Source organism: Peptoniphilus pacaensis (genome assembly GCF_900088125.1).
GTDB lineage: Bacteria > Bacillota > Clostridia > Tissierellales > Peptoniphilaceae > Aedoeadaptatus > Aedoeadaptatus pacaensis.
This window is the reverse complement of the sequence record NZ_FLQT01000003.1, coordinates 617,199-641,085: the sequence shown is the minus strand read 5'-3', so window position 1 is coordinate 641,085 and position 23,887 is coordinate 617,199. Positions and strand designations below refer to the sequence as shown.

The following is a 23,887-nucleotide window of genomic DNA, read 5'->3' as shown; positions in this document are numbered from 1 at the left end:
ATTTTATTAAAAAAGTAGTGTAAATAAATGTTTCGGGGGTAAATTCCTAATGTATGACGTGGGGGCGGGTGAAAAAAGTCGAGAAATCCTGCGATTTTTCGAAAAAACAATGATCGGAACGGCTTTACAACGGAAAATGCCTGTGCTATAGTAAAACTATACACAAGCGGTACGGTTTGTTGTTCCGGCTTCAACACCGGCCACTCACATGCATTGTAGTCTGTGACATTGATTGCAAGGAGGAAATATGTTATTCAAAACAAACGAAGCGCACGAAGCGCTGAGAAAGAAAGTTCGCGAGTTCGCGGAAACCGTTGTCGCACCGGTCGCTTTTGAGCTCGACCGTGAAAACAAATACCCGGAAGACATCGTTGCGCAAATGGCGGATCTGGGCATTATGGGTCTTCCCACTGCCGAAGAATACGGCGGAGCAGGGGCCGATGTTATTTCCTACGCCATTGCCGTTGAAGAACTTTCCCGCGTCGATGGGGGCGTCGGCGTTATTTTATCCGCTCACACCTCCTTGGGTACTTATCCCATCGATCATTTCGGAACGGAAGAACAAAAACAAAAATACCTGATTCCCTTGGCTAAGGGCGAAAAAGTCGGCGCTTTCGGCTTGACGGAAACCAATGCCGGCTCCGACGCAGGTGAAACGGAAACCACCGCCGTCTTAGACGGAGACCACTACATCTTAAACGGCCAAAAGATTTTCATCACCAATGCACCGGCTGCAGACACTTACGTCGTCTTCGCCGTCACCACGCCGGACATCGGTACCCACGGCATCAGTGCCTTTATCGTCGAAAAAGATTTCGAAGGCTTCACCTTCTCCGATCACTACGACAAATTGGGTATCCGTTCCTCCACCACGGCGGAACTGCACTTTAACAATGTTCGCGTACCCAAGGAAAACCTCCTGGGCAAAGAAGGCAAGGGCTTTAACATCGCCATGGCCACCTTGGACGGCGGCCGTATCGGTATTGCCGCACAAGCATTAGGTATCGCTCAAGGCGCTTACGAACACGCCCTGGCTTATTCCAAGGAACGGATTCAATTCGGTCAACCTTTGGCAGCCAACCAAGGCATTTCCTTTAAGCTCGCCGATATGTACACCAAGATCGACGCCGCTCGTATGCTCATCTACCGTGCTGCGGAAATGAAATCCAACGGCGAACGTTACGGTTTGCAAGCAGCTGAAGCAAAAATGTTCGCTTCCGACATGGCTCTTGAAGTTGTCAACGACGCTCTGCAAATTTACGGCGGCAGCGGCTTCATGAAGGGTATGGAAGTGGAACGCGCCTACAGAGACGCCAAGATTACCACCATTTACGAAGGTACCAACGAAATTCAACGTGTCGTTATTGCCGCAAACATCATCGGCAAGGCTGCCCGCTCCGCAGGCGGCGGCGCCAAGAAAGCATCGGGCAAGGGCCCCATCACCGGCATCCGCAAAAAAGAAATCTTCGACAGCGATAATCAAGAAGAAAACGTCAAGAACTTAATCGCCGCCCTTCAAAAAGACGGCTACGACTTCAGCGTCGGTATCGATCTGATGACGCCCATCGTCGATGCGGAACGCGTGGTCTCCATGGGTAAAGGCTTTAACGGCAACAAGGATTTGGCAGAAGACTTGGCACGTGCCTTCGGCGCCGCCATCGGCTCCTCCCGTCCCGTCGCCGAAACCGACAAAGTTCTCCCCATCGAACGCTACGTCGGTATGTCCGGTCAAAAATTCCGCGGCAATCTCTATGTAGCCTGCGGTATTTCCGGCGCCGGCCAACACTTAAAGGGCATTAAAGATGCGGCCACCATCGTCGCCATTAACAACGCCCCCAACGCCATGATCTTCAAGAACTGCGACTACGGCATTGTCGGCGACATCGAAGAAGTGGCACCCCTGATCATCGAAGCATTAGGTACGGAAGGCAAGGGCGAAGCACCTGAAATGGTCAAGATGAAACGCTCCAAACCGAGAAAGACCGCACCGAAGGACGATATCTACGTCTGCCAAGGCTGCGGCTACGAATACAATCCCGAACGGGGCGACGAAGAAAGCGAAATCGAAGAAGGAACCCCCTTCGACAAGCTGCCCGATGAATACATCTGCCCGAAATGCGGCGAAGAAAAAGATAATTTCATCAAAGTCGACTTCCCCGAAGATCGTACCTTTAAATAAGGATTAGGAGGTAAGCAATGTATACCGTTAGAAAAGTCACCGACGATTTATACTGGGTAGGCGCCAACGAACACCGCCTGCACCTGTTTGAAAATATTCACCCGATTCCCCGTGGCGTCAGCTACAACTCCTACCTGCTCATGGACGAAAAAACCGTCCTCTTCGATACGGTGGACTGGGCTGTTTGCCGGGAATTCTTAAACAATGTAGAACACGTATTAGACGGCCGCGATCTGGATTATGTCATCATCAACCACTTGGAACCCGACCACGCCGCATCCTTAGACGAAGTCTTGCTTCGCTATCCCAATGCCAAGGTCATTTCCAACGAACGGGCCTTTATGATGATGCGTCAATTCGGTTTTAATGTCGACGGCAAAGAAATCGAAGTAGCCGAAGGCGACGCTATGAGCTTCGGCAAACACGAAATCACCTGGGTCGCAGCACCTATGGTTCACTGGCCCGAAGCCATGGTCAGCTTTGACGTGACCAACGGCGTCCTCTTCTCCGCCGACGCCTTCGGTACCTTCGGCGCATTGGACGGCAAGCTTTTCGCAGACGAAGTCAACTTCGACCGCGACTGGCTCGACGACGCTCGCCGCTACCTGACCAACATCGTCGGCAAGTACGGCCCCCACGTTCAAGACCTTCTGAAGAAGGCCGGCACCATCGACATTAAGATGATCTGCCCCTTACACGGACCGGTCTGGAGAGAAGATCTGGGCTACTTCATCGAAAAATACGACAAATGGTCTCGCTACGAACCGGAAGAAGACGGCGTGCTCTTGGTTTACGCCTCCATGTACGGCAACACGGAATACGCCGCACAATGCTTGGCCACCAAACTTTGCGAACGGGGCATGACCAATGTCCACATGTACGACGTGTCCAAAACCCACGTCAGCTACCTGGTATCCGAAGCGTTCCGCCTGAGCCACATCGTGCTGGCATCGGTTACCTACAACTTGGAAATCTATCCCGTCATGCACCAATTCCTCAACGAAATTCGCATGCTGAACCTGCAAAACCGCACCGTCGGCATTATCGAAAACGGAACTTGGGCACCGCAAGCGGGCACCTTGATGGAAGAATTCTTAGACAAGAACATGAAGCTCATGGATACCCTGGGCGGCGAAGTCACCGTATCCTCCTCTTTAACCGACTCCACGGAAAAAGAATTGGACGGCCTGGCCGATTCCATCGTCGAATCCTTCGCAAAAATCAAGGAAGAAAAAGAAAAAGCGCAAGCATAAACCTTCGATTAAAAAGTCCGATCCTAGGGGGTCGGGCTTTTTGGGTAGTGCAATGGTTTGTGATTAAAAGTAAGGTCAAGTGGTTTGCATGACCATGCTTGAAAGTATTATATGGCTTTTGAAAAGTGGCTTCGTTTAGTTGTTTTCAATAGGATTAGAATATTAAATAATGCAATTTAGTCATTAAGAGCTGAAAATTGGAAGTTCTACTATGAAATGCTTAAGGAGGATGATTGTAGATGAAAAAAACGTTCAGGAAAGGAATATATTTGTTAATGGTATTTCTGTTACTACTTTCCAGCGAGTCATCGGTTCTTGCTGAAAGTTTTAAAGAAATTAACGTGCCAGAAAAACAAGAAATTCGACACATCATTAATAAGATAGATGCGATCAAAATAGCAGATACGTTTAAAATTGAATTTGATGGAGAAAGTATAGTAAATCATGGTTTTAAGCGTGACACTTTGGAACTATTAAAAGGAAAAGTCTATAATTTATTTGATATGGAAGATAATTTAGTGGCATATTTAGTGTTAACCGATCATGGATATATAGTTGTGGATGCTAACGCTGAAAATCCAAGAGTTCTTGTTACAGCAGAATATGGTGATTCACTGGAGAAAATAAGGAAAAAATTGTCGGAAAGTTCATCACTCTATTTTATCTTTCCTTTTACCATATTAACAAAAGAGGAACGTGATCAATATATGCTGAGCAACGATGTTGTTGCTGAAGATATCGTTTCGGTTCCCAAAACTACATTTAGTAGTGACAATTTAGAAAAAGAAGATGATATTTCTGCATCAGTAGGCAATGTAAGTGTTGAGTTAAAAAATGAGAAAAATTTTGTTAAACTCATTGATGACAAGGGTAAAAAATATTATGGTGGAAACCAAAGGTGGTTTAACGATCAAGTCAACAGGAAAAAAGGTTGTGGGGTCATAGCGTTGACCAATGTGGTATCCCACTTGGCAAAAAACGGATATCCGCGGTTATATAATGATGGTGTTACTAATTTATCGGTCAATTATAATACTTACAGAAGTAAGATGGAAGGATTGGCTGCCGGCTATCTGTCACCTGGCCTGTTTGGGATTCCATTTGTCGCCAATTATAATACAGCAGCTAATAGATTTTTCAAGGATAAAGGTTATTCAAATTTAGAAGCACAAACATTCAGTTCTAATTATACCGCAAATATTAAAGCGGCGTTGAGAGCCAACCAACCCGTCCCCATGTTAATTTGGGTTGACGGTAGTGGAAAAAATCTGAATAAGCACTGGATTACGATAACAAAATATTTTAAAAGTGGTTCAACAAATGAGCAATACATTGCCCTCTCGACATGGGGGGATAGAAGGTCTGTAAATTTAGACGCAATTCTTTCCGGTTATGTAAGAGGAGCCACGTATATGAGGCGCAAGTAATTGATCTAAATCTCTAGAAGTTTTGAATATAAAGCGGTGCTTGGTTATCATCTTTTATAGATGTTACCCTTGCACAGTTTTTTGTCGACTTAGTTTTTATAGAGTACCCCTTCATTTTCTGCGCCGCCGATCGTCCACGTCTTGTAGCCGTCGATATTGTCGGGGTTTTCATCGGATCTGTATGTCTTATTATATTGACTGAAAATCAGATAATCGTAATTATTTCCCTCTTTATCTTTGCCGGAATAAATATATAAAATAAAATCGGAGGGTCGAGCGCCGCCCCAATAGTTATCGCCGATTTTTTGCATGAATTCCACATCGACCAAGGCCTTAAAATCTTCCATAATGGAAATCAGCTTTTCTTTATCTAAGGGCCCCTCATAGACCATCTCCGCTCTCAAAGTGGGTCTTTGAAAGTAGAACTTTAAGTCTTTTATATGTTCATCGGAACGGCACATGGTCTCTGTAAATTGCCTGACCTCTTTCATGCGCACTCTTTTACTTCTACTTGGATTACTTTCCACGAGGATCAATAAGACGGCGAAAAGAATGATGCCGGCAAGAAAAAACTTTTTTTTCATCGTAAACCTCCGAATGATGTAAGATAAAAGATCGGTGAAACGCAACATTTAACGGGTGATGTCGGATCTTCCGATTCAATTTTACCATATGGGCGAATGGATATGTTATAATGGCGTAGCTTTTGGAGGGATTATGAAGAAAAAGATCATTCTCGTAGATCACAACGAGCGCAATCAATCCATCGACGATTTGGACAGCGCGGAGATTTTACAGATCGTCGACCATCACCGGGTGGCCAATGTGGCCACGTCGTCGCCGATTTTTTTCAGAAACGAACCCGTGGGCTCCACGGCGACGATCGTTTCCAAAATGTTTTTCGAAAACGGCATTATGCCTTCGACAAAAGTGGCCGGGCTCTTGTGCGCCGCCATGATTTCCGACACCCTTCTCTTCCGCTCGCCCACGTCCACGGCCACGGACCGCTACATTTTAAATAAAATGAGCAAGATCGCCGGCATCGACGTGGAAGACTTCGCCATGAAAATGTTTAAGGCGGGGACGAGCCTGGAAGGGAAGAAGCCGGAAGAGCTTTTAAACACCGACGTGAAAAACTTCGTCTTCGACGGCGACACCGTGCGCATCTGCCAGATCTTTACTATGGATCCAGACAGCACCGCCGCCGTGGAAGAGAGCCTGAAAGAGGCCATGGAAGATTACGTGAAAAAAGAAGCCGTGGCGAGCTTTATTTTAATGATCACGGACATTTTCAGAGAAGTGTCCGATATCATTGTCGTAGGCGGGTTTAAAGAGGCCTTGGCCCGCGAGTTCGGAAAAGAGATTCGGGGCGACAAATTTTCCGCCGAAGGCCTTTTGTCCCGCAAGAAGCAACTTGTGCCCAAAGTGGGCGCCGCCGTAGACGAGAGCCGATAGGAGAGGAGGTGACCCGTTGAGCAAGCATACGCAGCAGGCGATGATCGATGTCTTTATGGCGCTGTTGAAAGAAAAATCCTTCGACAAAATCACGGTAAAAGAGATCATCGAAGGGGCGGAAGTGAACCGCAACACCTTTTACTACCACTTTATGGACATCAACGATCTGTTGGAGGCCGCCTTTCAGCAGGAATCCGTGAAATTTCGTGAGGAGAGCCGCGCCGAAAATACCTTCGGCGAGGAATACCTGCGCACGGTGAATTTCCTTCTGGAGCATCGGGACGCCATTATCCACATCTACGAATCCAAGAGCCGACGGGTCGTCATCAGCTACGTGGAATCCGCCGTCAGCTACTTTATCGGCCGCTTCGTGGAAGAAGAAGCCGCGGGCACGAAGCTTTCCGAAAAGGGAAAGGAACACATCACCTATTTTTACAGCGACGCCGTCTTAGCCGCCACCCTTCGTTGGGTGGAAGGGAAGATGGAGGCTTCGCAGGAAGATTTAATGGAAACCGTCGAGCGCGCTTTTTACGCCACCATCCATCCCATGATCGATGCCTACATCGAGGGCCACGGCGACAAATAGAAAAATCAAATTTCATTAGACAAAAGAGGCAAAGTGTCTGGAATTCAGATACTTTGCTTTTTTTGTCCGTTGGAATCCCTTCGGAGCGGGACTACACTGTAGTCAAGCGAGGTGAGAATATGGACCGTGTAATAAAAATAAAAAAGATGTACAGTGTTTTTTCCGTCGGTCTCATCGCCCTCGGCGCTCTGTTTTTATTTAAACCCACCATGACTGCCGAGGTGTTTTGCAAAATCGGTGGGGTGTTTATGCTCTTCTTCGGCGCAGTAAAACTCTACAGCTATTTTTCGAAAGACATACTGCAGCTGGCCTTTCAATTCGATTTCGCCATGGGCATCTTATCGGCGCTCTTGGGCATCGTCATGCTCAGCCAAACGACGAAATTTCTCGATCTCATCGTCGTCTGCATGGGCCTGTTTATGCTCGTGGATGCCTTGCTCCGAATGCAGACGGCCATGGACGCGTGGCGCATCGGCGTCAAGCGTTGGCGAATGATCTTGGTTTTTGCACTGCTCGTGGCACTGGCAGGGGCCATGCTCTTTTTAAGACCCTATGAGGGCCGCAATGCCATTGTCATGTTAATGGGAGTTAATTTAATCATCGACGGCGTTTTGAATCTATTTGTGGTACAGAACACGGTATCGATTTTGAGGAGGTAGTATCATGGCAAAATTAACACATTTATCCGCACGAAAAGCGGCGAGTTTAGGCATCGACGTTTTACTTAAAAAGGTCAATAAAAACGACCGGGAAGAAGAAATGCTCAAGCTCGTGGATATTATGGAAAAATTCATGGAAGGCGACGAGATGGCCCTGGATTACGATTGGATCCGCGGCCTGGTGGGGAGCAAGGAAACCGCCTTGAACCGCTACCTGAACAAGGCATTGGACGAATTGGATCCGGTTGTGGTCAAGACCACGGTGCTGAACTTAGGCTTCGAGGCCATGCTCTCCGGCACCAAGACCATGCACGCCCTGCGCAAGGAACACGGCTGCAATATTCCCTGGGTCATACTCATGGACCCGACCAGCGCCTGCAATCTTCACTGCACTGGTTGCTGGGCGGCGGAATACGGCAACAAATTGAACTTAACTTACGATGAATTGTCCGACATCGTCAAACAGGGCAAAGAGCTGGGCATCCACTTCTATATGTTCACCGGCGGCGAACCCCTGGTGCGCAAAGACGACATCATCAAGCTCTGCGAAGAACACAACGACTGCCAATTCCTCGCCTTTACCAACGGCACCTTGGTGGATCAGGCCTTCTGCGACGAGATGAAGCGGGTGGGCAATTTCGCCTTGGCCATCAGCTTGGAAGGCTCCCCGGAAGTCAACGACCTACGCCGCGGCGACGGGGTGTATGAGCGGGTCATGACCGCCATGGATCTCTTAAGGGAAAACGGCCTGATCTTCGGCACATCCATTTGCTACACGTCGAAAAACTGTGAATCGGTGACGAGCAAAGAATTTGTGGAACTCATGATCGAAAAAGGTTGCCGCTACGCCCTCTACTTCCACTACATGCCCGTGGGCAACGACGCCTCCGTGGAACTTCTGCCAACGCCGGAGCAACGGGTGGCGACGAAAAACCGCATCCGAGCCATTCGCAATCTGGATCACGGGGAAGGGCTCTTTACCATGGACTTCCAAAACGACGGGGAATACATGGACGGCTGCATCGCCGGGGGACGAAACTACTTCCACATCAACGCCAACGGCGATGCGGAACCCTGCGTCTTCATCCACTACTCCGATTCCAATATCAGAGACCACTCCCTGTTGGAAATTTTGAAGCGGCCCCTCTTTATGGCTTATCACGACAATCAACCCTTTAACGAAAACCACCTGCGGCCCTGCCCTATGTTGGAAAATCCGGAAATTCTCCAACGCATCGTCCACGAAACCGGCGTCCACTCCACCGACCTGCAATCGCCAGAGGCGGTGGAACACCTTTGCGGCAAGTGCAAACCCTATGCCGCAAGCTGGAAACCCTGCGCCGACGAAGAGTGGTACGGCGTAAGATAATTCTAAAAAACGGAGCGATAAGCAATAAGGTGCGGCCTTATTGCTTATTGTTTGTAAAAGAGAAACAGGTGACACCATGGAATTTGAAGACATTCAAAACCGGCTGACCGCTCGCCTTCTGGAACAGTTGGAAAATCAAAAAATTTCCGACCTGTTGCGAAAATCCATTCAGCCCTACAAGGAACTCATGAGCTATTATCGCTGCGCCATGATGGAAGTGGAGACGAAATTTTCCGTCTTAAGCGAAGAGCTATCCATGCAATACGATCGCAATCCCATCGAATCCATTCGCACCCGGCTGAAATCGCCGGAAAGTATTCGGGAGAAAATGGTGCGCAAAGGCTATCCCCTCACCGTGGAAAGCATCGAGGAAAATCTACACGACATCGCCGGCGTGCGGGTGATCTGCTCCTTTCCGGCAGACCTCTACACCCTGGCCGATTCCCTTTTGGAGCAGGACGACATCCATCTCATCGAGAAAAAGGATTATATTAAGCACCCGAAGGCCAACGGTTATCGCAGTCTGCATCTCATCGTGGAAATTCCCATCTACCTTCACGATCAGAAGAAAATGATGAAGGTGGAAGTGCAGCTGAGGACCATTTCCATGGATTGGTGGGCCAGTTTGGAACACAAGATACGCTACAAAAAAGGCCTGCCCCATTCGGAATACATCGAAAGGGAGCTGAGCGAGTGTGCGGAAATGAGCGCCGCCTTGGACGAGCGCATGGAACGCCTCTACATCATGGCGTCGGAGCACATGGAGGACGAGGTGGCGGAGTAGAAACAGAGAGGAGGAGACGGAATGAAGGAGCATGAAAACAAAAATAAAGAGACGCTGCAAAAACAGCTCAAACGCATTCAGATCATCGCCCTGATATCCTTCGGCATCGCCCTTATCGCCATTTATCTGATGACGAAAGAGCATATGACCGTTGAGAGCATATTGTCCGGCGTGGGGGCGGATAGCCCGAGAGCCACCCTCATGCTCCTTCTTCTCTTCGGTATCAAGAGCCTTTCCATCGTCATCCCTCTGCCCTCCCTCTACCTTGCAAGCGGCCTACTCTATCATCCTGTAAAAGCCGTGGCAATCAGCTACCTGGGCCTGGCCATAGCCCTTAGCATCCCCTACATCCTCGGGCGCTGGGCAGGCGGGGCGGGTATCGACTACGTCATGGACCGCTACCCGAAGATGGAGAAGGTCATCGCCATGCAGAAGAAAAATGAATTTTTCTCTAATTTTATCGTGCGGATCATCGGCTGGTTTCCATGTGATATACTAAGTTTTTACTTCGGCGCCACGGCCACGCCCTATCCCGTTTACCTCGGGGCGTCCCTCTTGGGCTGCTCCATCGGCGTCATTACCAACACCCTTTTAGGCGATGTGATTTTAAATCCCCTCTCGCCGCAATTTGCCATTATGATCGCCATTAAAATCGCCGTCTCCGCGGCGGCCTTTGGCGTGGCCTATCGTTTAAACAAAAAAGAAAATCAGAACGGCGAACAGAAATAAAGAAGGAGCGAAAGATGAAAGTTGCCATTTTAACCGACACCAACAGCGGCATTTTTACCCCCGATGAAAATGCCGGCCTTTTCGTGCTCCCCATGCCCATCGTCATCGGCGACGACACCTATTACGAAGGGGAAAATTTAAGCGAAAAGGAACTCTGCCGATTTATGGAGCAAGGGGAAAAAGTCACCACCTCTCAGCCGCCCATCGGCATGTTAATGGACAAGCTCGACAGCATCCTGGCCGCAGGCTTTGAAGAAGTAGTCTATATTCCCATGTCCAGCAGCATGAGCAGCTCCTGTCAAACGGCGAGCATGGTGGCGAAGGAATACGGCGGAAAGGTGTACGTGGCGGACAATCACCGCATATCCGTCACCCAAAAAGATTCCGTCATGGACGCCCTTCGCATGGCAAAGAAGCGGGCCGGGGGCAAGAAGATCCTTCGCCATTTGGAAGAAGACGCCTTCAACTGTACGATTTATCTTTCCGTCTCCTCTCTGGAGCAGCTGAAAAAAGGCGGCAGGATCAGCCCGTCGGCGGCGGCCATCGCCACCGTATTGAGTATCAAGCCCGTGCTCACCTTCCGCGGCGAAAAGATCGAGCCCTACGAAAAGGTGCGGGGCAGCATGTACCGCGCCCAGCTTAAAATGATCGACGCCCTGCACAAAGACGTGGACCGCCGCTACCCCAAGGTGGATCCCGAGCGCATTCGCATCGGCGTGGCGGGCTTCGGCATCGACGAGGGGGAACAGGCGCGCTGGCTCGAACTGGCGGCCAACGCCTTTCCCCTGGCGGATGTGCGCTACGATCCCCTTCCCGCCAGCGTCGGCGCCCACACGGGGGCGGGGGCCTACGGCATCGGCATTACCGTGGAAGGGAAAGTGTAATAGAGCGGAAAAAGAAAGTGGACCGCGATCAAATTGATTACTGCCTTTTCATAAGAAAAATGTTATAATCTAGTTCTACAGTAAGAGCAAACAACATATATATAAGAAAGAAGGTAGTTAAATGTTGCTGCACATGGGCTTAGACGTGGGTTCCACCACGGTAAAACTTGTGGCACTCAACGATAAGAAGGAAATCTTGTACTCCACTTATCGACGACATTTTTCCGATATGAAAAAAACCGTCGCGGAAATCTTGACGACGGTCTACCATAAATTTTCAGACGACGAAACCACCATTAACGTCACCGGATCCGGCGGGATCGCCGTGGCGGAATTTTTAAAGGTGCCCTTTATCCAGGAAGTGGTGGCGGGCACCGCCGCCATTGAAGCCTACCTCCCCGAAACGGATGTGGCCATCGAACTGGGAGGGGAAGATTCCAAAATCACCTACCTCCGCGGTAGTTTGGAACAACGCATGAACAGTATCTGCGCCGGTGGCACCGGGGCCTTTATCGACCAAATGGCCTCCCTCTTAAAAACCGACGCTTCCGGCCTCAATGAACTGGCCAAGGAGCACACGAAGATCTATCCCATCGCATCCCGATGCGGCGTCTTTGCCAAGACCGACGTTCAGGCCCTTTTAAACCAAGGGGCGACGAAGGCCGACATCGCCGTGTCCGTCTTTCAGTCCGTGGTCAACCAGACCATTTCCAATCTGGCCTGCGGACGGCCCATTCGAGGCAAGGTCGCCTTTTTAGGCGGCCCTCTTACGTTTTTAGATGAATTGAAAAAGCGCTTCATCGAAACCCTGGGCCTTGCAGACGACGAAATTCTCGCGCCGGAAAACGGCCAGATCTTCGTGGCGCTGGGGGCGGCACTGAAGGCCGTGGACCGGGCGCCGGTGAAGGTCAAGGACCTTTACGACCGCCTGAGCACCACGGAAGACGTCCACGTGGACGCCGACGCCCTCTTGGAGCCCCTCTTTAAAGACGAGGCGGAGCTTCAAGCTTTTCGCGCCCGCCACGCCGGCTGCGATTTGCCCCGCCGGGATTTGGATTCCTACGCCGGGCCCCTCTACGTGGGGATCGACGCCGGCAGTACCACGACGAAAATGGTGGCCCTCTCCGACAAAGGCGAGGTCCTTTACGAAGCCTACGGCCCCAACAGCGGCTCGCCCCTGGACCGGGTGAAGGCCTACCTTATGGACCTTTACGACCGCATGGGCGCCGACACCTACGTGGCCTCCTCGGGGGTCACGGGCTACGGCGAAGACTTTATTAAGGCGGCCCTGAAGGTGGATCGGGGCGAGGTGGAAACCATCGCCCACTTCCGCGCCGCCCGCTACTTCGAGCCCGAAGTGGATTTTATTTTGGACATCGGCGGCCAGGACATGAAGGCAATGAAGGTGAAGGGCGATGTCATCGAGTCCATCCTCTTAAACGAAGCCTGCTCCTCGGGCTGCGGCTCCTTCCTTCAAACCTTCGCCGGCGGCGTGGACCATACGGTACAGGAATTTGCCGCCGTGGCTCTCGAAAGCGACGCCCCGGTGGACCTGGGTAGCCGCTGCACCGTCTTTATGAACTCCAAGGTGAAGCAGGCCCAAAAAGAAGGGGCGAGCGTGGCGGATATTTCCGCGGGCCTCGCTTATTCCGTCATACGCAACGCCATTCAAAAGGTCATTAAAATTCGCGACCCGAAAAAACTGGGCGAGCACATCGTGGTACAGGGGGGCACCTTCTACAGCGACGCCGTGCTCCGCGCCTTCGAAAAGATCACGGGCAGGGAAGTGGTGCGGCCGAAAATGAGCGGCACCATGGGCGCCATCGGCATGGCCCTTATGGCCATGGAAGAAGGCGGCGAAGAGAGTAGCCTCCTATCCCGGGAAGAGCTGGACGAATTTACCTACACCACGAAACACGCCCGCTGCGGCCAATGCGCCAACAACTGCGCCCTCTCCGTCCATATCTTTAAAGACGGCAGCCGCTACATTACCGGCAACCGCTGCGAGCGGGGGGCGGGCATCGTCCGCGGGGAAGACGAAATGCTTCCCAATCTCTACGCCTATAAATTAAAGCGCGTCTTCGATTACGAAAGCCTCCCGGAAGGCGCGCCTACCATGGGCATTCCCCGGGTGCTGAATATGTACGAAAACTACCCCTTCTGGCACACCTTCTTTACGAAGCTGGGCTACCGGGTGGTCCTTTCCGATATGTCCTCCCGCACCCTCTACGAAAAGGGGCTGGAGTCCATCACCTCGGAAACCGCCTGCTATCCGGCGAAAATCGCCCACGGTCACGTGGAAAACCTCGTGGAAAAAGGCGTGGACACCATCTTCTACCCGGCCATCTTTTACGAAGAAAAGAAAATGGGTCATGCGGACAACACCCTGAACTGCCCCGTGGTGGCCGGCTACAGCGAAGTCATTAAAAACAATGTGGAGAGCATCGAAAAAAGCGGTATTCGCTACTTAAATCCCTTCCTCTCCTTCGATAACAGGGAAAAACTGGCCGAGCGCCTTTCGGAAGTCTTTCCCGACCACGACAAAAAGGCCGTGAAAGAAGCCGTGGCCGCCGCCTACGAGGAAGAGACCCGCTACCGCGACGACGTGCGAGCCGCCGGCAAGCGCGCCCTGGAATTTTTGGAAGAGACGGACAGCGTGGGCATCGTCCTCGCCGGCCGCCCCTACCATGTGGATCCCGAAATCAATCACGGCATGGCGGAAATGATTACGGGCCTGGGCCTTCCCGTCCTGTCGGAAGACAGCATCGTCGGCGAAGAAAACATCGACGGCCGGCTTCGTGTGCTGGATCAGTGGAACTACCACTCCCGCCTCTACCGGGCGGCGAAAATCGTCGGCGAAAGCGAGCATCTGGAAATGGTGCAGCTCAACTCCTTCGGCTGCGGCCTGGACGCCGTCACCACGGATCAGGTCAACGAAATTCTGGAAGCCCACCACAAAATCTACACCGTCTTGAAAATCGACGAAGTCAACAATCTGGGGGCGGCGAAAATCCGCCTGCGCTCCTTGATCCAAGCCGTGCAAAATCGCACCCTGGACAAAGAGGCGGAATCCATGTACAAAGACCCCGTCCTCTTTACGGAAGAGATGCGCAAGACCCATACCATCCTCATTCCGCAAATGGCGCCCATCCACTTCCGCCTCCTCGAGCCCATGCTCAAAAGCGAAGGCTTCAATGTGGAAGTGCTCCCCGATCTTTCCACCCACGTGGTGGACAAGGGCTTGCAATACGTCAACAACGACGCCTGCTACCCCTCCATCTTCGTCGTGGGCCAATTTATGGAAGCGGTGAAAAGCGGCCGCTACGACACCGACAACCTCACCCTGCTCATGACCCAAACCGGCGGCGCCTGCCGGGCAAGCAACTACGTGGGCTTTATCAGAAAGGCCCTGAAAGATGCGGGTTACGGCCAAATCCCCGTGCTGGGCGCGTCCCTTCAGGGCATCGAGCGACACCCGGGCTTTCAAATGAGCAAGGCCCAAATCGTGCGCCTCGGGAAAAAAGCCGTGCAGAACATGCTCTACGGCGACCTGATCATGCGCCTTTCAAACGCCACCCGGCCCTATGAAGTGGAGGTCGGCGAGGCGAAGGCCCTGGCAGATAAGTGGATAGAAAAATTAAACGCAAAGGATCGCCGCTACTCCCGAAAAGAATTCAGGGAAAATGTCCGCTCCATGATCGCCGATTTTACCGCCGTGAAAATACGGGACGAAGTGCGGCCGAAAGTGGGCATCGTCGGCGAAATCCTCGTGAAGTATCTCCCCGAGGCCAACAACCACGTGCAGCGCCAACTGGAAGCGGAAGGCGCCGAAGTGGTGGTACCGGATCTCACGGACTTTATGATCTACTCCTTTAAAAACGCAAAGATCAAAGAAAATCGCTACGGCACGTCGAAAATGGGCAGCTTCATGGCGGAAATCATGATCCGCTACGTGGAAAGCTATCGCCGCGTCATCCGAGACGCCCTGAAAAATTCCCCCTACGACGCCCCGGAAACCGTGGAAACCCTTATGGCCTATGCCGAAGAATTCGTGGACCTGGGGAATCAATACGGGGAAGGCTGGCTCCTTACGGCGGAAATGGTGGAACTCATCCGATCCGGCGCCGGCAACATTGTCTGCGTCCAGCCCTTCGGCTGCCTGCCCAATCACATTACGGGCAAAGGTGTGATCAAATCCGTGCGGGAAGCCTACCCCACGGCCAATATCATCCCCATCGACTACGACGCCTCCGCCTCGGCGGTAAACCAAACCAACCGCATCAAGCTCATGATGGCACAGGCGGAGAAAAACAAATTCATCAATCACGATATGGCAAAAGAACACAAAAAAGTCGCGAGCAATTAAGCGGCACAAAAGAAAAGCGGATTTCCGAAAAAGGAGATCCGCTTTTTACATGAGAAAACCCCCGTGCGGGGGCTTTTCTCTATATGAGTGTTGCAGAGAGTGAGTTTTCGTCTTACCTTTCCGCCATAATGGTTTCGATTTCGTCGGGATTGATGCCCACCATGGCTTCGCCGATGTCTTCGCTCACTTCGGCGATGATGTTGTCGTCCATGTAGTTTTCCACGGCTCTCACGATGGCTTTGGCCCGCTTTTCGGGATTGTTGGATTTAAAGATCCCGCTGCCCACAAAGACCCCTTCGGCACCGAGGCGGCGCATCAGGGCGGCATCGGCGGGAGTGGCTACGCCGCCGGCGGAGAAATTGGCCACGGGGAGCTTGCCATTTTCGTGAACGTAGAGGAGCAGATCGTAGCTTACGCCCATTTCCTTGGCCAGGGCATAGAGCTCGTCGCTCTTCGCGCTGACCACATAGGCCATTTCGCCCATAATGGCCCGCATGTGATCCACGGCTTGGGACACGTCGCCGGTGCCGGCTTCGCCCTTGGTGCGGATCATGGCCGCCCCTTCTTCGATGCGGCGAAGGGCTTCGGAAAGATTTCGCGCGCCGCAGACGAAGGGCGTGTCGAATTTCTTCTTTTCGATGTGGAAAGTACCGTCCGCCGGAGTCAACACCTCCGATTCGTCGATGTAGTCGATGCCGATGGCTTGAAGCACCGATGCTTCCACAAAGTGGCCGATGCGCACCTTGGCCATAACGGGAATCTTCACCGTCTTTTGAATTTCCTTAATCATCTTCGGATCGCTCATGCGGCTCACGCCGCCGGCGGCGCGAATGTCGGCGGGGATCCGTTCCAAGGCCATAACGGCCACGGCGCCGGCTTCCTCGGCGATCTTTGCCTGCTCGGGGCTGGTCACGTCCATAATGACGCCGCCTTTCAGGGAATCGGTCAGTTTAACAAATGCTTCGTTCATTTCTTCCTCCTTGTGATTTATGTAATCGCTACAGTGACATTGTAAGGCGAATTTGGTATCATCAAAAGGATCAAATAAATAAAATTTGGAGGAACCAGATTGTTTACCATCCATTTCAAAGAGGGCACCCCCCTTTACGAAGCCCTCTACGATTACATTAAAGACGCCGTGGTCACGGGCGCCATGAAAGAAGGGGAGAAGCTGCCCTCGAAGCGGGATCTGGCCAATCACCTGGGCCTTTCCGTGAACACCGTCACCGCCGCCTACGACCAGCTCGCCGACGAAGGCTATCTCGTCGCCAAGGAGCGGGTGGGCTTTTTCGTGGCGGAAATCGAAAATCTCCACAAAAAAATCGCCCCGCGGGCGACGGCACCGGCCAAGGAAGCCCCGGCATTCGATTACGATTTCGACTTAAACAAAAACGCCGACTACCGTTTCCCCGACAACCACTTTAAGAAATGCCTGCAGTGGGCGGCGGAAGAGGAAGAGCCCTTGAACCGCCGGGAGAACGAAGGCTTGGCCGAGCTTCGGAGCGCCGTGGCCGATTACCTGCGGGCATCCCGCGGCGTGGACGTGCAGGCGGAGGACATCATCCTCAGCGCCGGCATGGAGTATTTGCTTCTCATCCTCTTCGCCATCTTGCCGAAAGACGCCACCTATCGCCTGGAAAACCCGGGCTACATCGGCATGAGAAAAATCTTCGAGCAGCACCGCAGGCCCTACGCCTTTATGGACGTGGACGATGCCGGCGTGGATCCCGACACCTTGCCACGGGACAAGAGCATCTATCTCGTGACCCCCTCCCATCAATTTCCCACGGGAAGCATTCTGCGGGTGGACCGGCGCACCAAGCTTTTAAATCACGTGAAGGCCACGGACAGTTACATCATCGAAGACGATTACGACAGCGAATTTAAATACTACGGCAGGCCCATTCCCGCCTTAAAAAGCTTGGACGCCGTGGACCGGGTTATCTATCTCTCCAACTTTTCCAAATCCCTGTCGCCCACCCTGCGGGTCTCCTTTATGGTGCTGCCTCGCCCTCTGATGGAGCGCTACCGCCGCCTGCGTCCCGTGATGAACTGCCCCATTCCCAATCTGGTGCAGCTGGCCCTCGCCCGGTACATGCGCGAGGGCCACTTCGAGCGCAGGCTCAATCGCCGCCGCAAGACCTACGATCAGCGCAGAAAAATCGCCGTGGACGCCTTTTTAGGCGACGAACTCTTTGAGGTGGACGACAAGCGGGCGGGCATGCACTTTCTTCTGACCTGCAAAATCCCCGTGGAGGAGAAAGAGCTTTTGGATCACCTTCACCACTCCCGCATCCACATCAAAGGCCTCTCGGATTACTCCGTAAAGGCATCGAGCGACTACCCCCGCCTCATCGTGGGCTACGGCAATATGAGCTTGGACACATTACAGGAAGGGCTCGAGGTACTGAAAGAAAAAATAGAGGCATTCGCTCCACCGAAGGAAAAGTAAAAATCCCCGCAAAAAAACAGCCTCGTCGTGAGGCTGTTTGCTATTTCTATTGTTCATCGGAAGAAGATTTCTTCGACGATTTTTTCGAATCGGACGAGCTCTTCGATTGGCTCGAAGATTTTTTCGTATCCGACGTGCTCTTCGTCGATTCCTTCGAAGAGGATGTTTTCGAAGAAGACTTTTTCGAAGAAGAGGACGATTTTTCGGAAGACGAATCCTTTGAGGAGCCATAGCTGTCCTCGTCATAGGCATCGGCGTCCTTTTTCGATTTTACCGAAGACGTATCTTCCTCGTCCTCGTCCAAATCGCCGTAAGTCCGTTCCATGTGGCGCAGGAGCGGATCGTCGCTTCCGTCCACGGCGTAATAGCCGTAAGTGGGATGCACCGGGCCCACCACGCCGTCGGCGCCGTCGCGATAGAAGATAATGTATTCCTGATTCGGCGTCATGCCCTTGGGAACGGGAAGTTCCACCGTGCTCAACATGCCCTTGTAATTCTTAATAAACTCCAACTCCATTTGGCCGTTGGCATTGGTGGAAAGCTCCACCAGGGCGATGTAGTCGCTGGCATCTTCCAAGGCGGCGTTGCGCTTGTCCTCGTTGTCGCTTTCAAAAAGGGCCTTTTCAGCGGCGGCCTTGTCCTTTTCCGGCTCATAAGCCTCGTCCTTCTTCGTCGTAGCGGCGACCTTGGCGGGCTTCTCTTCCTTCTTCGGCGCCTCCGACTTCTTGCCGCAGCCGGCGAGACACAGACAAAGAGCCAAAGCGAGAGCCGTGTAATTCCGTTTCATACAATACCTCCCAACTCAATCCGTCTTTTTAACGATTATACCACGTAGGGGAGAAAACGCCTACGGAAAAGAAAAAAACCGCCGGAAGTGTTATAATAAGCCTATGAAATTACCTGCAAGCATCCAAGGAATTTTTCGCCGTTTTCGCGAAAAAGACATACCCATCTACGTCGTCGGCGGCGCCGTGCGCGACAGCCTTATGGGCATCGAACCCCACGACTACGATCTCACCACCCCGGCGAGGCCCGAAGAGATCCTCGCCATGATGGAAGGGGAGAAGACCTTCCGCGAAGGGGAAAAATTCGGCACCATCGGCGTCATGACCGCCACGGGCCCCGTGGAGATCACCACCTTTCGCATCGACGGCACCTATAGCGACAATCGCAAGCCCGATGCAATTACCTTTACGGCGGATTTAAGGGAAGATTTGGCCCGCCGCGACTTCACCGTCAACGCCATGGCCTACAGCGAAGAGACGGGCGTCGTGGATCCCTTCGGCGGCAGGGAAGATCTTCAAGACAAAACACTCCGCGCCGTCGGCGATCCCGCTCGGCGCTTTTCGGAAGACGCCCTGCGCATCCTGCGGGCCTTTCGCTTTATGGGCCAGCTGAACATGACACTCGAGCCCGCGCTCCTCGCCGCGGCAAAAAAAGAAGCCTACCGCATCGAAAGCCTTTCCGCCGAGCGCGTGGCGGAGGAAATGGGCAAGATCCTTCTTCAAGACAGGCCCTCCCGCGTCCTCTACGCCATGGAAGAAGCCGGCGTCCTCGATAAGCTCTTTCCCGAGCTCACCCCCACCGTGGGCTACGATCAGCGCAATCCCCATCACGACAAGACCCTCTTCGACCACATCCTCTGCGTCGTGGATCACACGTCGAAAAAACTGCCCCTGCGCTACGCCGCCCTCTTTCACGATGTCAACAAGCCCGACACCTTGACCATAGACGAAACGGGCAAGGGCCGGTTCTTTGGCCACGACACTATGGGCGCCGAGACGGCGAAAGAAATCCTCGCCCGGCTGAAGAGCCAAAAGGCCCTGATTCGTGAAGTGGACGTGCTCATTAAAGAACACATGAAAGTCCACGACACCATGACCGACAAAGCCCTGCGCCGCCAGATTCGGCGGGTAGGGGAGGACTACATCCTGGATCTCTACGACCTTATGGCGGCGGACATGGCATGCACCTATGGCGCGCGAGACATATCCTTTATACTGGAGAGAAAAGAGCACATCCGCACCCTTATGGACGAAGGCATCGTCAGCCGCAAAACCTTGGCCATAAACGGCAACGACCTCATGGCCCTGGGCATGAAGCCCGGTCCCGCCATGGGCGCGCTGCTGAAAGAAATCGAAGACAAAACCGTCGACGATCCCACATTAAACGAGAAAGAAACCCTTCTGGCCTACGCCAAAGCATATATAGAGCATAGAAAAGACACATCCTCGGAGGAGACACCATGAAACTATTCGGAACCGACGGCATACGCGGCGTCGCAAACACAGACCTAACACCGGAACTGGCCATGAAACTGGGCCGAGTCCTGGCCGAGCGCATCAGAGAGACGGGGGCGGAAAAGCCCTTCGTCCTCATCGGCAGAGACACGAGGCGATCCGGCGCCATGCTGGCCATGGCCATCTCCTCGGGCCTTATGGCGGGAGGCGTCGACTGCGTGGAACTTCACGTCATCCCCACCCCCGGCGTCGCCTACCTTACGAGAAAATACGGCGCCGCCATGGGCATCGTCATCTCCGCATCCCATAACCCCTTCGAATACAACGGCATCAAAATCTTTTCCCATAAGGGATTGAAACTCCCCGACGCCGTGGAAGAAGAAATCGAAGAAAAACTCCTCGATCCGAATTACGCCCCGGCGCCCCTGACGGGAAAAGATTTGGGCATCGAGCGGAGCGACTTTCCCGGCATCGCCGACTACGAAGACTACCTGGTGAGCCTCGTAGACCGAGACCTCGCCGGCACAAAAATCGCCGTAGACGCCGGCAACGGCGCATTAAGCGAAGCGGCGGAAAGAGTCCTCGCGCGCCTCGGCGCAGAGGTCACCGCCATTAACACCGCCCCCGACGGCGCCAACATCAACGCCGCCTGCGGCTCCACCGCCCCCGAAAAAATACAGGCATTAGTGAAAGAAACCGGCGCCCGCGTCGGCTTTTCCTTCGACGGCGACGCCGATCGCATCATCGCCGTAGACGAAAAAGGCGATATCATCGACGGCGACCACATCCTCGCCATCTGCGCCAAAAGCCTGAAAGCCAAAGGCGAGCTGGACAACGACACCGTCGTCGGCACCGTCATGACCAATATCGGGCTGGACCGCTTCCTGAAACAAGAAGGCATCGCCCTGGTCAAGACCAAAGTCGGCGATCGCTACGTGCTGGAAGAAATGATCGAAAAAACCTACGTCCTCGGCGGCGAACAATCGGGCCACATCATCTTCAGCCGCTACAACACCACCGGCGACGGACTGGCCACCGGTCTCCATCTCTTGGAAGTCATGGCCGAAACAGGCAAGCCCATGAGCGAGCTCAACGCCCTCATGACATCCTATCCCCAAGTCCTCGTCAACGCCAAAGTGGCGAAAGAGAAAAAACACGCCTACGCCGATCACGACGGCATACAGGAAAAAATCCGCGCCCTGGAAGAAAAATTCCAAGACGAAGGCCGAGTCGTCATTCGCCCCTCGGGCACCGAACCCCTGGTCCGCGTCATGATCGAAGGCAAAGACCAGGCCGTGCTTGAAGAAGAAGCGGAAAAACTGGCCCGCTATATAGAAGAGGTACTTCAATGAAACCCATAAAAATCATCACCGACACATCCGCCGACTTCACCAAAGAAGAAGAAAAAGCCATGGACATCACCTACGTCCCCTTCACCATCGACGCCGGCGGCACCACCTACGTCGACGACGACGATCTGGACATAGACGCCCTCTACGCCGATATGGCAAAGACCGACGAGCCCATACGCACCGGCTGCCCCTCGCCCTTCAGCTACAAAGAAGCCATCCTGGACTCCGGCGCCGACGAAATCTTCGTCGTCACCATTACATCCAAACTCTCCGGCAGCTACAACGCCGCCCAAAGCGCCGTGGCGGAAGTGTTGCGGGAACATCCCGAGAAAAAAATCGCCCTCATCGATTCCAAATCCGCCTCCGCCGGCACCGCCAACGTCGTGGACACCATCTACACCCTGGCGAAAGAAGGCAAAGACTTCGACACCATTAAAACAGAAATCGAAGCCTACGCCGACAAACAACACACCTTCTTCATACTGGAATCCATGGAAAACCTCATTAAAAACGGCCGCATCCCCAAATTGGCGGGAAAAGCCGTCAACGTATTGAACATGAAACCCATCATGCACTCCGAAGACGGCGCCATCGGCCTCTTCCAAATCAACCGAGGCTTCAAAAAAAGCCTGGCGAAACTGGCAAAAGAAGTCATCAGAATCAACGCCGAAAAAGGCGTGCGCCTCATCACCATCAGCTACTCCCAAGGCGAAGAAAAAGCGAAACTCTTTAAAGACTACATCCAAGACGAATTTCAAAACGTGCGCATACGCATCGTACCCACCAAAGGCCTCTCAAGCGTCTACGCCGACGCGGGAGGCATCGTCGTCGCCCTGTAAAACCTTGCAATTTTACAAAAAATGGGGTAACATAGGCTTATATATTGTGCGAAAAATAGGAGGACAATTATGGCAAAAGGAAAATTTGAAAGAAACAAACCCCACGTCAACGTCGGCACCATCGGCCACGTCGACCACGGCAAGACCACCCTTACGGCAGCAATCACCCTCGTATTAAACAAACGCTTCGGTAGCGGCGAATTCGTCGACTACGCAAACATCGACAAAGCCCCCGAAGAAAGAGAACGTGGAATCACCATCTCCACCTCCCACGTCGAATACGAAACCGAAAAGCGTCACTACGCTCACGTCGACTGCCCCGGCCACGCCGACTACGTTAAAAACATGATCACCGGTGCAGCCCAAATGGACGGCGCCATCCTCGTTGTGTCCGCAGCAGACGGCCCCATGCCCCAAACCCGCGAACACATCCTCTTGGCCCGCCAAGTCGGTGTACCCAAAATCGTCGTATTCCTCAACAAACAAGACCAAGTCGATGACGACGAACTCATCGAACTCGTCGAGATGGAAGTACGCGACCTCTTAAGCGAATACGAATTCGACGGCGACAACACCCCCATCACCGTGGGCAGCGCCTTAAAAGCATTAGAAGATCCGGACGGAGAATGGGGAGACAAAATCGTCGCCCTCATGGAAACCGTCGACGAATGGATCGACGATCCCGTTCGTGACATCGACCACCCCTTCCTCATGCCCGTGGAAGACATCTTCTCCATCACCGGCCGCGGCACCGTTGCTACCGGCCGTGTAGAACGCGGAACCATCCAAATCAACGACAACGTCGAAATCGTCGGCTTAACCACCGAAAAGAGAACCGTCGTCGTAACCGGCGTCGAAATGTTCAGAAAACAACTCGACCGCGCCGAAGCAGGCGACAATGTCGGCCTCCTCCTTCGTGGCGTCCAAAGAGACGACATCGAACGCGGCCAAGTACTGGCAGCCCCCGGCAGCATCCATCCCCACACCAAATTCGAAGCCGAAGTTTACGTCCTGAGCAAAGAAGAAGGCGGACGCCACACCCCGTTCTTTAACGGCTACCGTCCCCAATTCTACTTCAGAACCACCGACGTAACCGGCGACATCACCCTCGCTGACGGCGTGGAAATGGTTATGCCCGGCGACAACGCCACCTTCAAAGTAGAACTCATCACCCCCGTCGCCATGGACGAAGGTCTGCGCTTCGCCATCAGAGAAGGCGGCCGCACCGTCGCCTCCGGGGTCGTATCCAAAATCGTAGAATAAAAACCAAAACAAATAGAGAAAAGGACGTGGAAACACGTCCTTTCTCTATT

The 23,887-nt window shown here is 52.8% G+C and carries 19 protein-coding genes; 16 read left to right on the top strand and 3 right to left on the bottom strand.

The features are described from left to right. The first annotated feature begins 247 nt into the window (after window positions 1-247). The 3 genes from BN7444_RS09085 to BN7444_RS03060 all read left to right on the top strand — a co-directional run bounded on the left by BN7444_RS09085 (window position 248) and on the right by BN7444_RS03060 (window position 4,859). The gene (locus BN7444_RS09085; RefSeq protein ID WP_082941237.1) at window positions 248-2,179 is read left to right on the top strand and encodes an acyl-CoA dehydrogenase family protein; all 1,932 of its coding nucleotides are present in this window, start codon (window positions 248-250) and stop codon (window positions 2,177-2,179) included. 17 nt (window positions 2,180-2,196) lie between these two features. Further along, on the top strand, window positions 2,197-3,432 hold the full coding sequence (locus BN7444_RS03065) for an FprA family A-type flavoprotein (protein ID WP_068455596.1): 1,236 nt from the start codon (window positions 2,197-2,199) through the stop codon (window positions 3,430-3,432). A 239-nt stretch (window positions 3,433-3,671) separates the two neighbouring features. Continuing rightward, the gene (locus tag BN7444_RS03060; RefSeq protein WP_068455593.1) at window positions 3,672-4,859 is read left to right on the top strand and encodes a hypothetical protein; all 1,188 of its coding nucleotides are present in this window, start codon (window positions 3,672-3,674) and stop codon (window positions 4,857-4,859) included. 89 nt (window positions 4,860-4,948) lie between these two features. Here BN7444_RS03060 and BN7444_RS03055 read toward each other — a convergent pair whose 3' ends face one another. Continuing rightward, window positions 4,949-5,443, bottom strand: a complete 495-nt coding sequence (locus BN7444_RS03055) for a hypothetical protein (protein WP_068455591.1) — start codon at window positions 5,441-5,443, stop codon at window positions 4,949-4,951. A gap of 133 nt (window positions 5,444-5,576) precedes the next feature. On the opposite strand from BN7444_RS03055, the gene BN7444_RS03050 reads away from it, so the two are divergent. From BN7444_RS03050 to BN7444_RS03015, 8 genes are all read left to right on the top strand, one after another. Next, on the top strand, window positions 5,577-6,314 hold the full coding sequence (locus tag BN7444_RS03050; RefSeq protein WP_245654185.1) for a DHHA2 domain-containing protein: 738 nt from the start codon (window positions 5,577-5,579) through the stop codon (window positions 6,312-6,314). Window positions 6,315-6,330: 16 nt separating this feature from the next. After that, the gene (locus tag BN7444_RS03045; protein ID WP_135122016.1) at window positions 6,331-6,900 is read left to right on the top strand and encodes a TetR/AcrR family transcriptional regulator; all 570 of its coding nucleotides are present in this window, start codon (window positions 6,331-6,333) and stop codon (window positions 6,898-6,900) included. Window positions 6,901-7,019: 119 nt separating this feature from the next. Then, window positions 7,020-7,559 carry an HdeD family acid-resistance protein gene (locus BN7444_RS03040; RefSeq protein WP_068455585.1) on the top strand — a complete coding sequence of 180 codons (540 nt, stop codon included), beginning with the start codon at window positions 7,020-7,022 and terminating at the stop codon, window positions 7,557-7,559. Window positions 7,560-7,563: 4 nt separating this feature from the next. Beyond that, window positions 7,564-8,928, top strand: coding sequence for a radical SAM/SPASM domain-containing protein (locus BN7444_RS03035; protein ID WP_068455582.1), 1,365 nt, complete (start codon window positions 7,564-7,566; stop codon window positions 8,926-8,928). A 76-nt stretch (window positions 8,929-9,004) separates the two neighbouring features. Next, window positions 9,005-9,712, top strand: a complete 708-nt coding sequence (locus BN7444_RS03030) for a GTP pyrophosphokinase (protein ID WP_068455579.1) — start codon at window positions 9,005-9,007, stop codon at window positions 9,710-9,712. 21 nt (window positions 9,713-9,733) lie between these two features. Continuing rightward, on the top strand, window positions 9,734-10,441 hold the full coding sequence (locus tag BN7444_RS03025; RefSeq protein ID WP_068455576.1) for a TVP38/TMEM64 family protein: 708 nt from the start codon (window positions 9,734-9,736) through the stop codon (window positions 10,439-10,441). Window positions 10,442-10,455: 14 nt separating this feature from the next. Further along, the gene (locus BN7444_RS03020) at window positions 10,456-11,325 is read left to right on the top strand and encodes a DegV family protein (protein WP_068455573.1); all 870 of its coding nucleotides are present in this window, start codon (window positions 10,456-10,458) and stop codon (window positions 11,323-11,325) included. Window positions 11,326-11,446: 121 nt separating this feature from the next. Beyond that, window positions 11,447-15,691, top strand: a complete 4,245-nt coding sequence (locus tag BN7444_RS03015) for a 2-hydroxyacyl-CoA dehydratase (protein WP_068455570.1) — start codon at window positions 11,447-11,449, stop codon at window positions 15,689-15,691. A gap of 112 nt (window positions 15,692-15,803) precedes the next feature. On the opposite strand, the gene pdxS is transcribed toward BN7444_RS03015, so the two are convergent. Continuing rightward, a complete protein-coding gene (gene pdxS / locus BN7444_RS03010) occupies window positions 15,804-16,661 on the bottom strand; it encodes a pyridoxal 5'-phosphate synthase lyase subunit PdxS (RefSeq protein ID WP_068455567.1) in 858 nt (285 codons plus the stop codon). A 99-nt stretch (window positions 16,662-16,760) separates the two neighbouring features. Between pdxS and pdxR the strand changes: the two genes are divergently transcribed. Then, the gene (pdxR, locus tag BN7444_RS03005) at window positions 16,761-18,143 is read left to right on the top strand and encodes a MocR-like pyridoxine biosynthesis transcription factor PdxR (protein ID WP_068455562.1); all 1,383 of its coding nucleotides are present in this window, start codon (window positions 16,761-16,763) and stop codon (window positions 18,141-18,143) included. Between the two features lie 46 nt (window positions 18,144-18,189). Here the strand turns inward: pdxR and BN7444_RS03000 are convergent, their stop codons facing one another. Continuing rightward, on the bottom strand, window positions 18,190-18,930 hold the full coding sequence (locus tag BN7444_RS03000; protein WP_068455559.1) for a hypothetical protein: 741 nt from the start codon (window positions 18,928-18,930) through the stop codon (window positions 18,190-18,192). Window positions 18,931-19,033: 103 nt separating this feature from the next. Here BN7444_RS03000 and BN7444_RS02995 point away from each other — a divergent pair, with 103 nt between their 5' ends. The 4 genes from BN7444_RS02995 (at window position 19,034) to tuf (ending at window position 23,837) form a co-directional block, all read left to right on the top strand. Beyond that, window positions 19,034-20,392, top strand: coding sequence for a CCA tRNA nucleotidyltransferase (locus BN7444_RS02995; RefSeq protein ID WP_082941235.1), 1,359 nt, complete (start codon window positions 19,034-19,036; stop codon window positions 20,390-20,392). Beyond that, entirely contained in the window at window positions 20,389-21,735 is a 1,347-nt protein-coding gene (gene glmM, locus BN7444_RS02990; RefSeq protein ID WP_068455556.1) for a phosphoglucosamine mutase, read from the top strand. Before BN7444_RS02995 ends, glmM begins: the two co-directional genes overlap by 4 nt. After that, on the top strand, window positions 21,732-22,574 hold the full coding sequence (locus BN7444_RS02985) for a DegV family protein (RefSeq protein WP_068455553.1): 843 nt from the start codon (window positions 21,732-21,734) through the stop codon (window positions 22,572-22,574). The genes glmM and BN7444_RS02985 overlap by 4 nt, the downstream gene beginning before the upstream one ends. A gap of 69 nt (window positions 22,575-22,643) precedes the next feature. Further along, window positions 22,644-23,837, top strand: a complete 1,194-nt coding sequence (tuf, locus tag BN7444_RS02980; RefSeq protein WP_068455550.1) for an elongation factor Tu — start codon at window positions 22,644-22,646, stop codon at window positions 23,835-23,837. Window positions 23,838-23,887 lie beyond the last annotated feature (50 nt).

Bases quoted from the DNA above. Each gene is read 5' to 3' on its own strand.
- BN7444_RS09085 (WP_082941237.1), top strand. From the start codon at position 248: ATGTTATTCAAAACAAACGAAGCGCACGAAGCGCTGAGAAAGAAAGTT.
- BN7444_RS03065 (WP_068455596.1), top strand. From the start codon at position 2,197: ATGTATACCGTTAGAAAAGTCACCGACGATTTATACTGGGTAGGCGCC.
- BN7444_RS03060 (WP_068455593.1), top strand. From the start codon at position 3,672: ATGAAAAAAACGTTCAGGAAAGGAATATATTTGTTAATGGTATTTCTG.
- BN7444_RS03055 (WP_068455591.1), bottom strand. From the start codon at position 5,443: ATGAAAAAAAAGTTTTTTCTTGCCGGCATCATTCTTTTCGCCGTCTTA.
- BN7444_RS03050 (WP_245654185.1), top strand. From the start codon at position 5,577: ATGAAGAAAAAGATCATTCTCGTAGATCACAACGAGCGCAATCAATCC.
- BN7444_RS03040 (WP_068455585.1), top strand. From the start codon at position 7,020: ATGGACCGTGTAATAAAAATAAAAAAGATGTACAGTGTTTTTTCCGTC.
- BN7444_RS03035 (WP_068455582.1), top strand. From the start codon at position 7,564: ATGGCAAAATTAACACATTTATCCGCACGAAAAGCGGCGAGTTTAGGC.
- BN7444_RS03030 (WP_068455579.1), top strand. From the start codon at position 9,005: ATGGAATTTGAAGACATTCAAAACCGGCTGACCGCTCGCCTTCTGGAA.
- BN7444_RS03025 (WP_068455576.1), top strand. From the start codon at position 9,734: ATGAAGGAGCATGAAAACAAAAATAAAGAGACGCTGCAAAAACAGCTC.
- BN7444_RS03020 (WP_068455573.1), top strand. From the start codon at position 10,456: ATGAAAGTTGCCATTTTAACCGACACCAACAGCGGCATTTTTACCCCC.
- BN7444_RS03015 (WP_068455570.1), top strand. From the start codon at position 11,447: ATGTTGCTGCACATGGGCTTAGACGTGGGTTCCACCACGGTAAAACTT.
- pdxS (WP_068455567.1), bottom strand. From the start codon at position 16,661: ATGAACGAAGCATTTGTTAAACTGACCGATTCCCTGAAAGGCGGCGTC.
- BN7444_RS03000 (WP_068455559.1), bottom strand. From the start codon at position 18,930: ATGAAACGGAATTACACGGCTCTCGCTTTGGCTCTTTGTCTGTGTCTC.
- BN7444_RS02995 (WP_082941235.1), top strand. From the start codon at position 19,034: ATGAAATTACCTGCAAGCATCCAAGGAATTTTTCGCCGTTTTCGCGAA.
- glmM (WP_068455556.1), top strand. From the start codon at position 20,389: ATGAAACTATTCGGAACCGACGGCATACGCGGCGTCGCAAACACAGAC.
- BN7444_RS02985 (WP_068455553.1), top strand. From the start codon at position 21,732: ATGAAACCCATAAAAATCATCACCGACACATCCGCCGACTTCACCAAA.
- tuf (WP_068455550.1), top strand. From the start codon at position 22,644: ATGGCAAAAGGAAAATTTGAAAGAAACAAACCCCACGTCAACGTCGGC.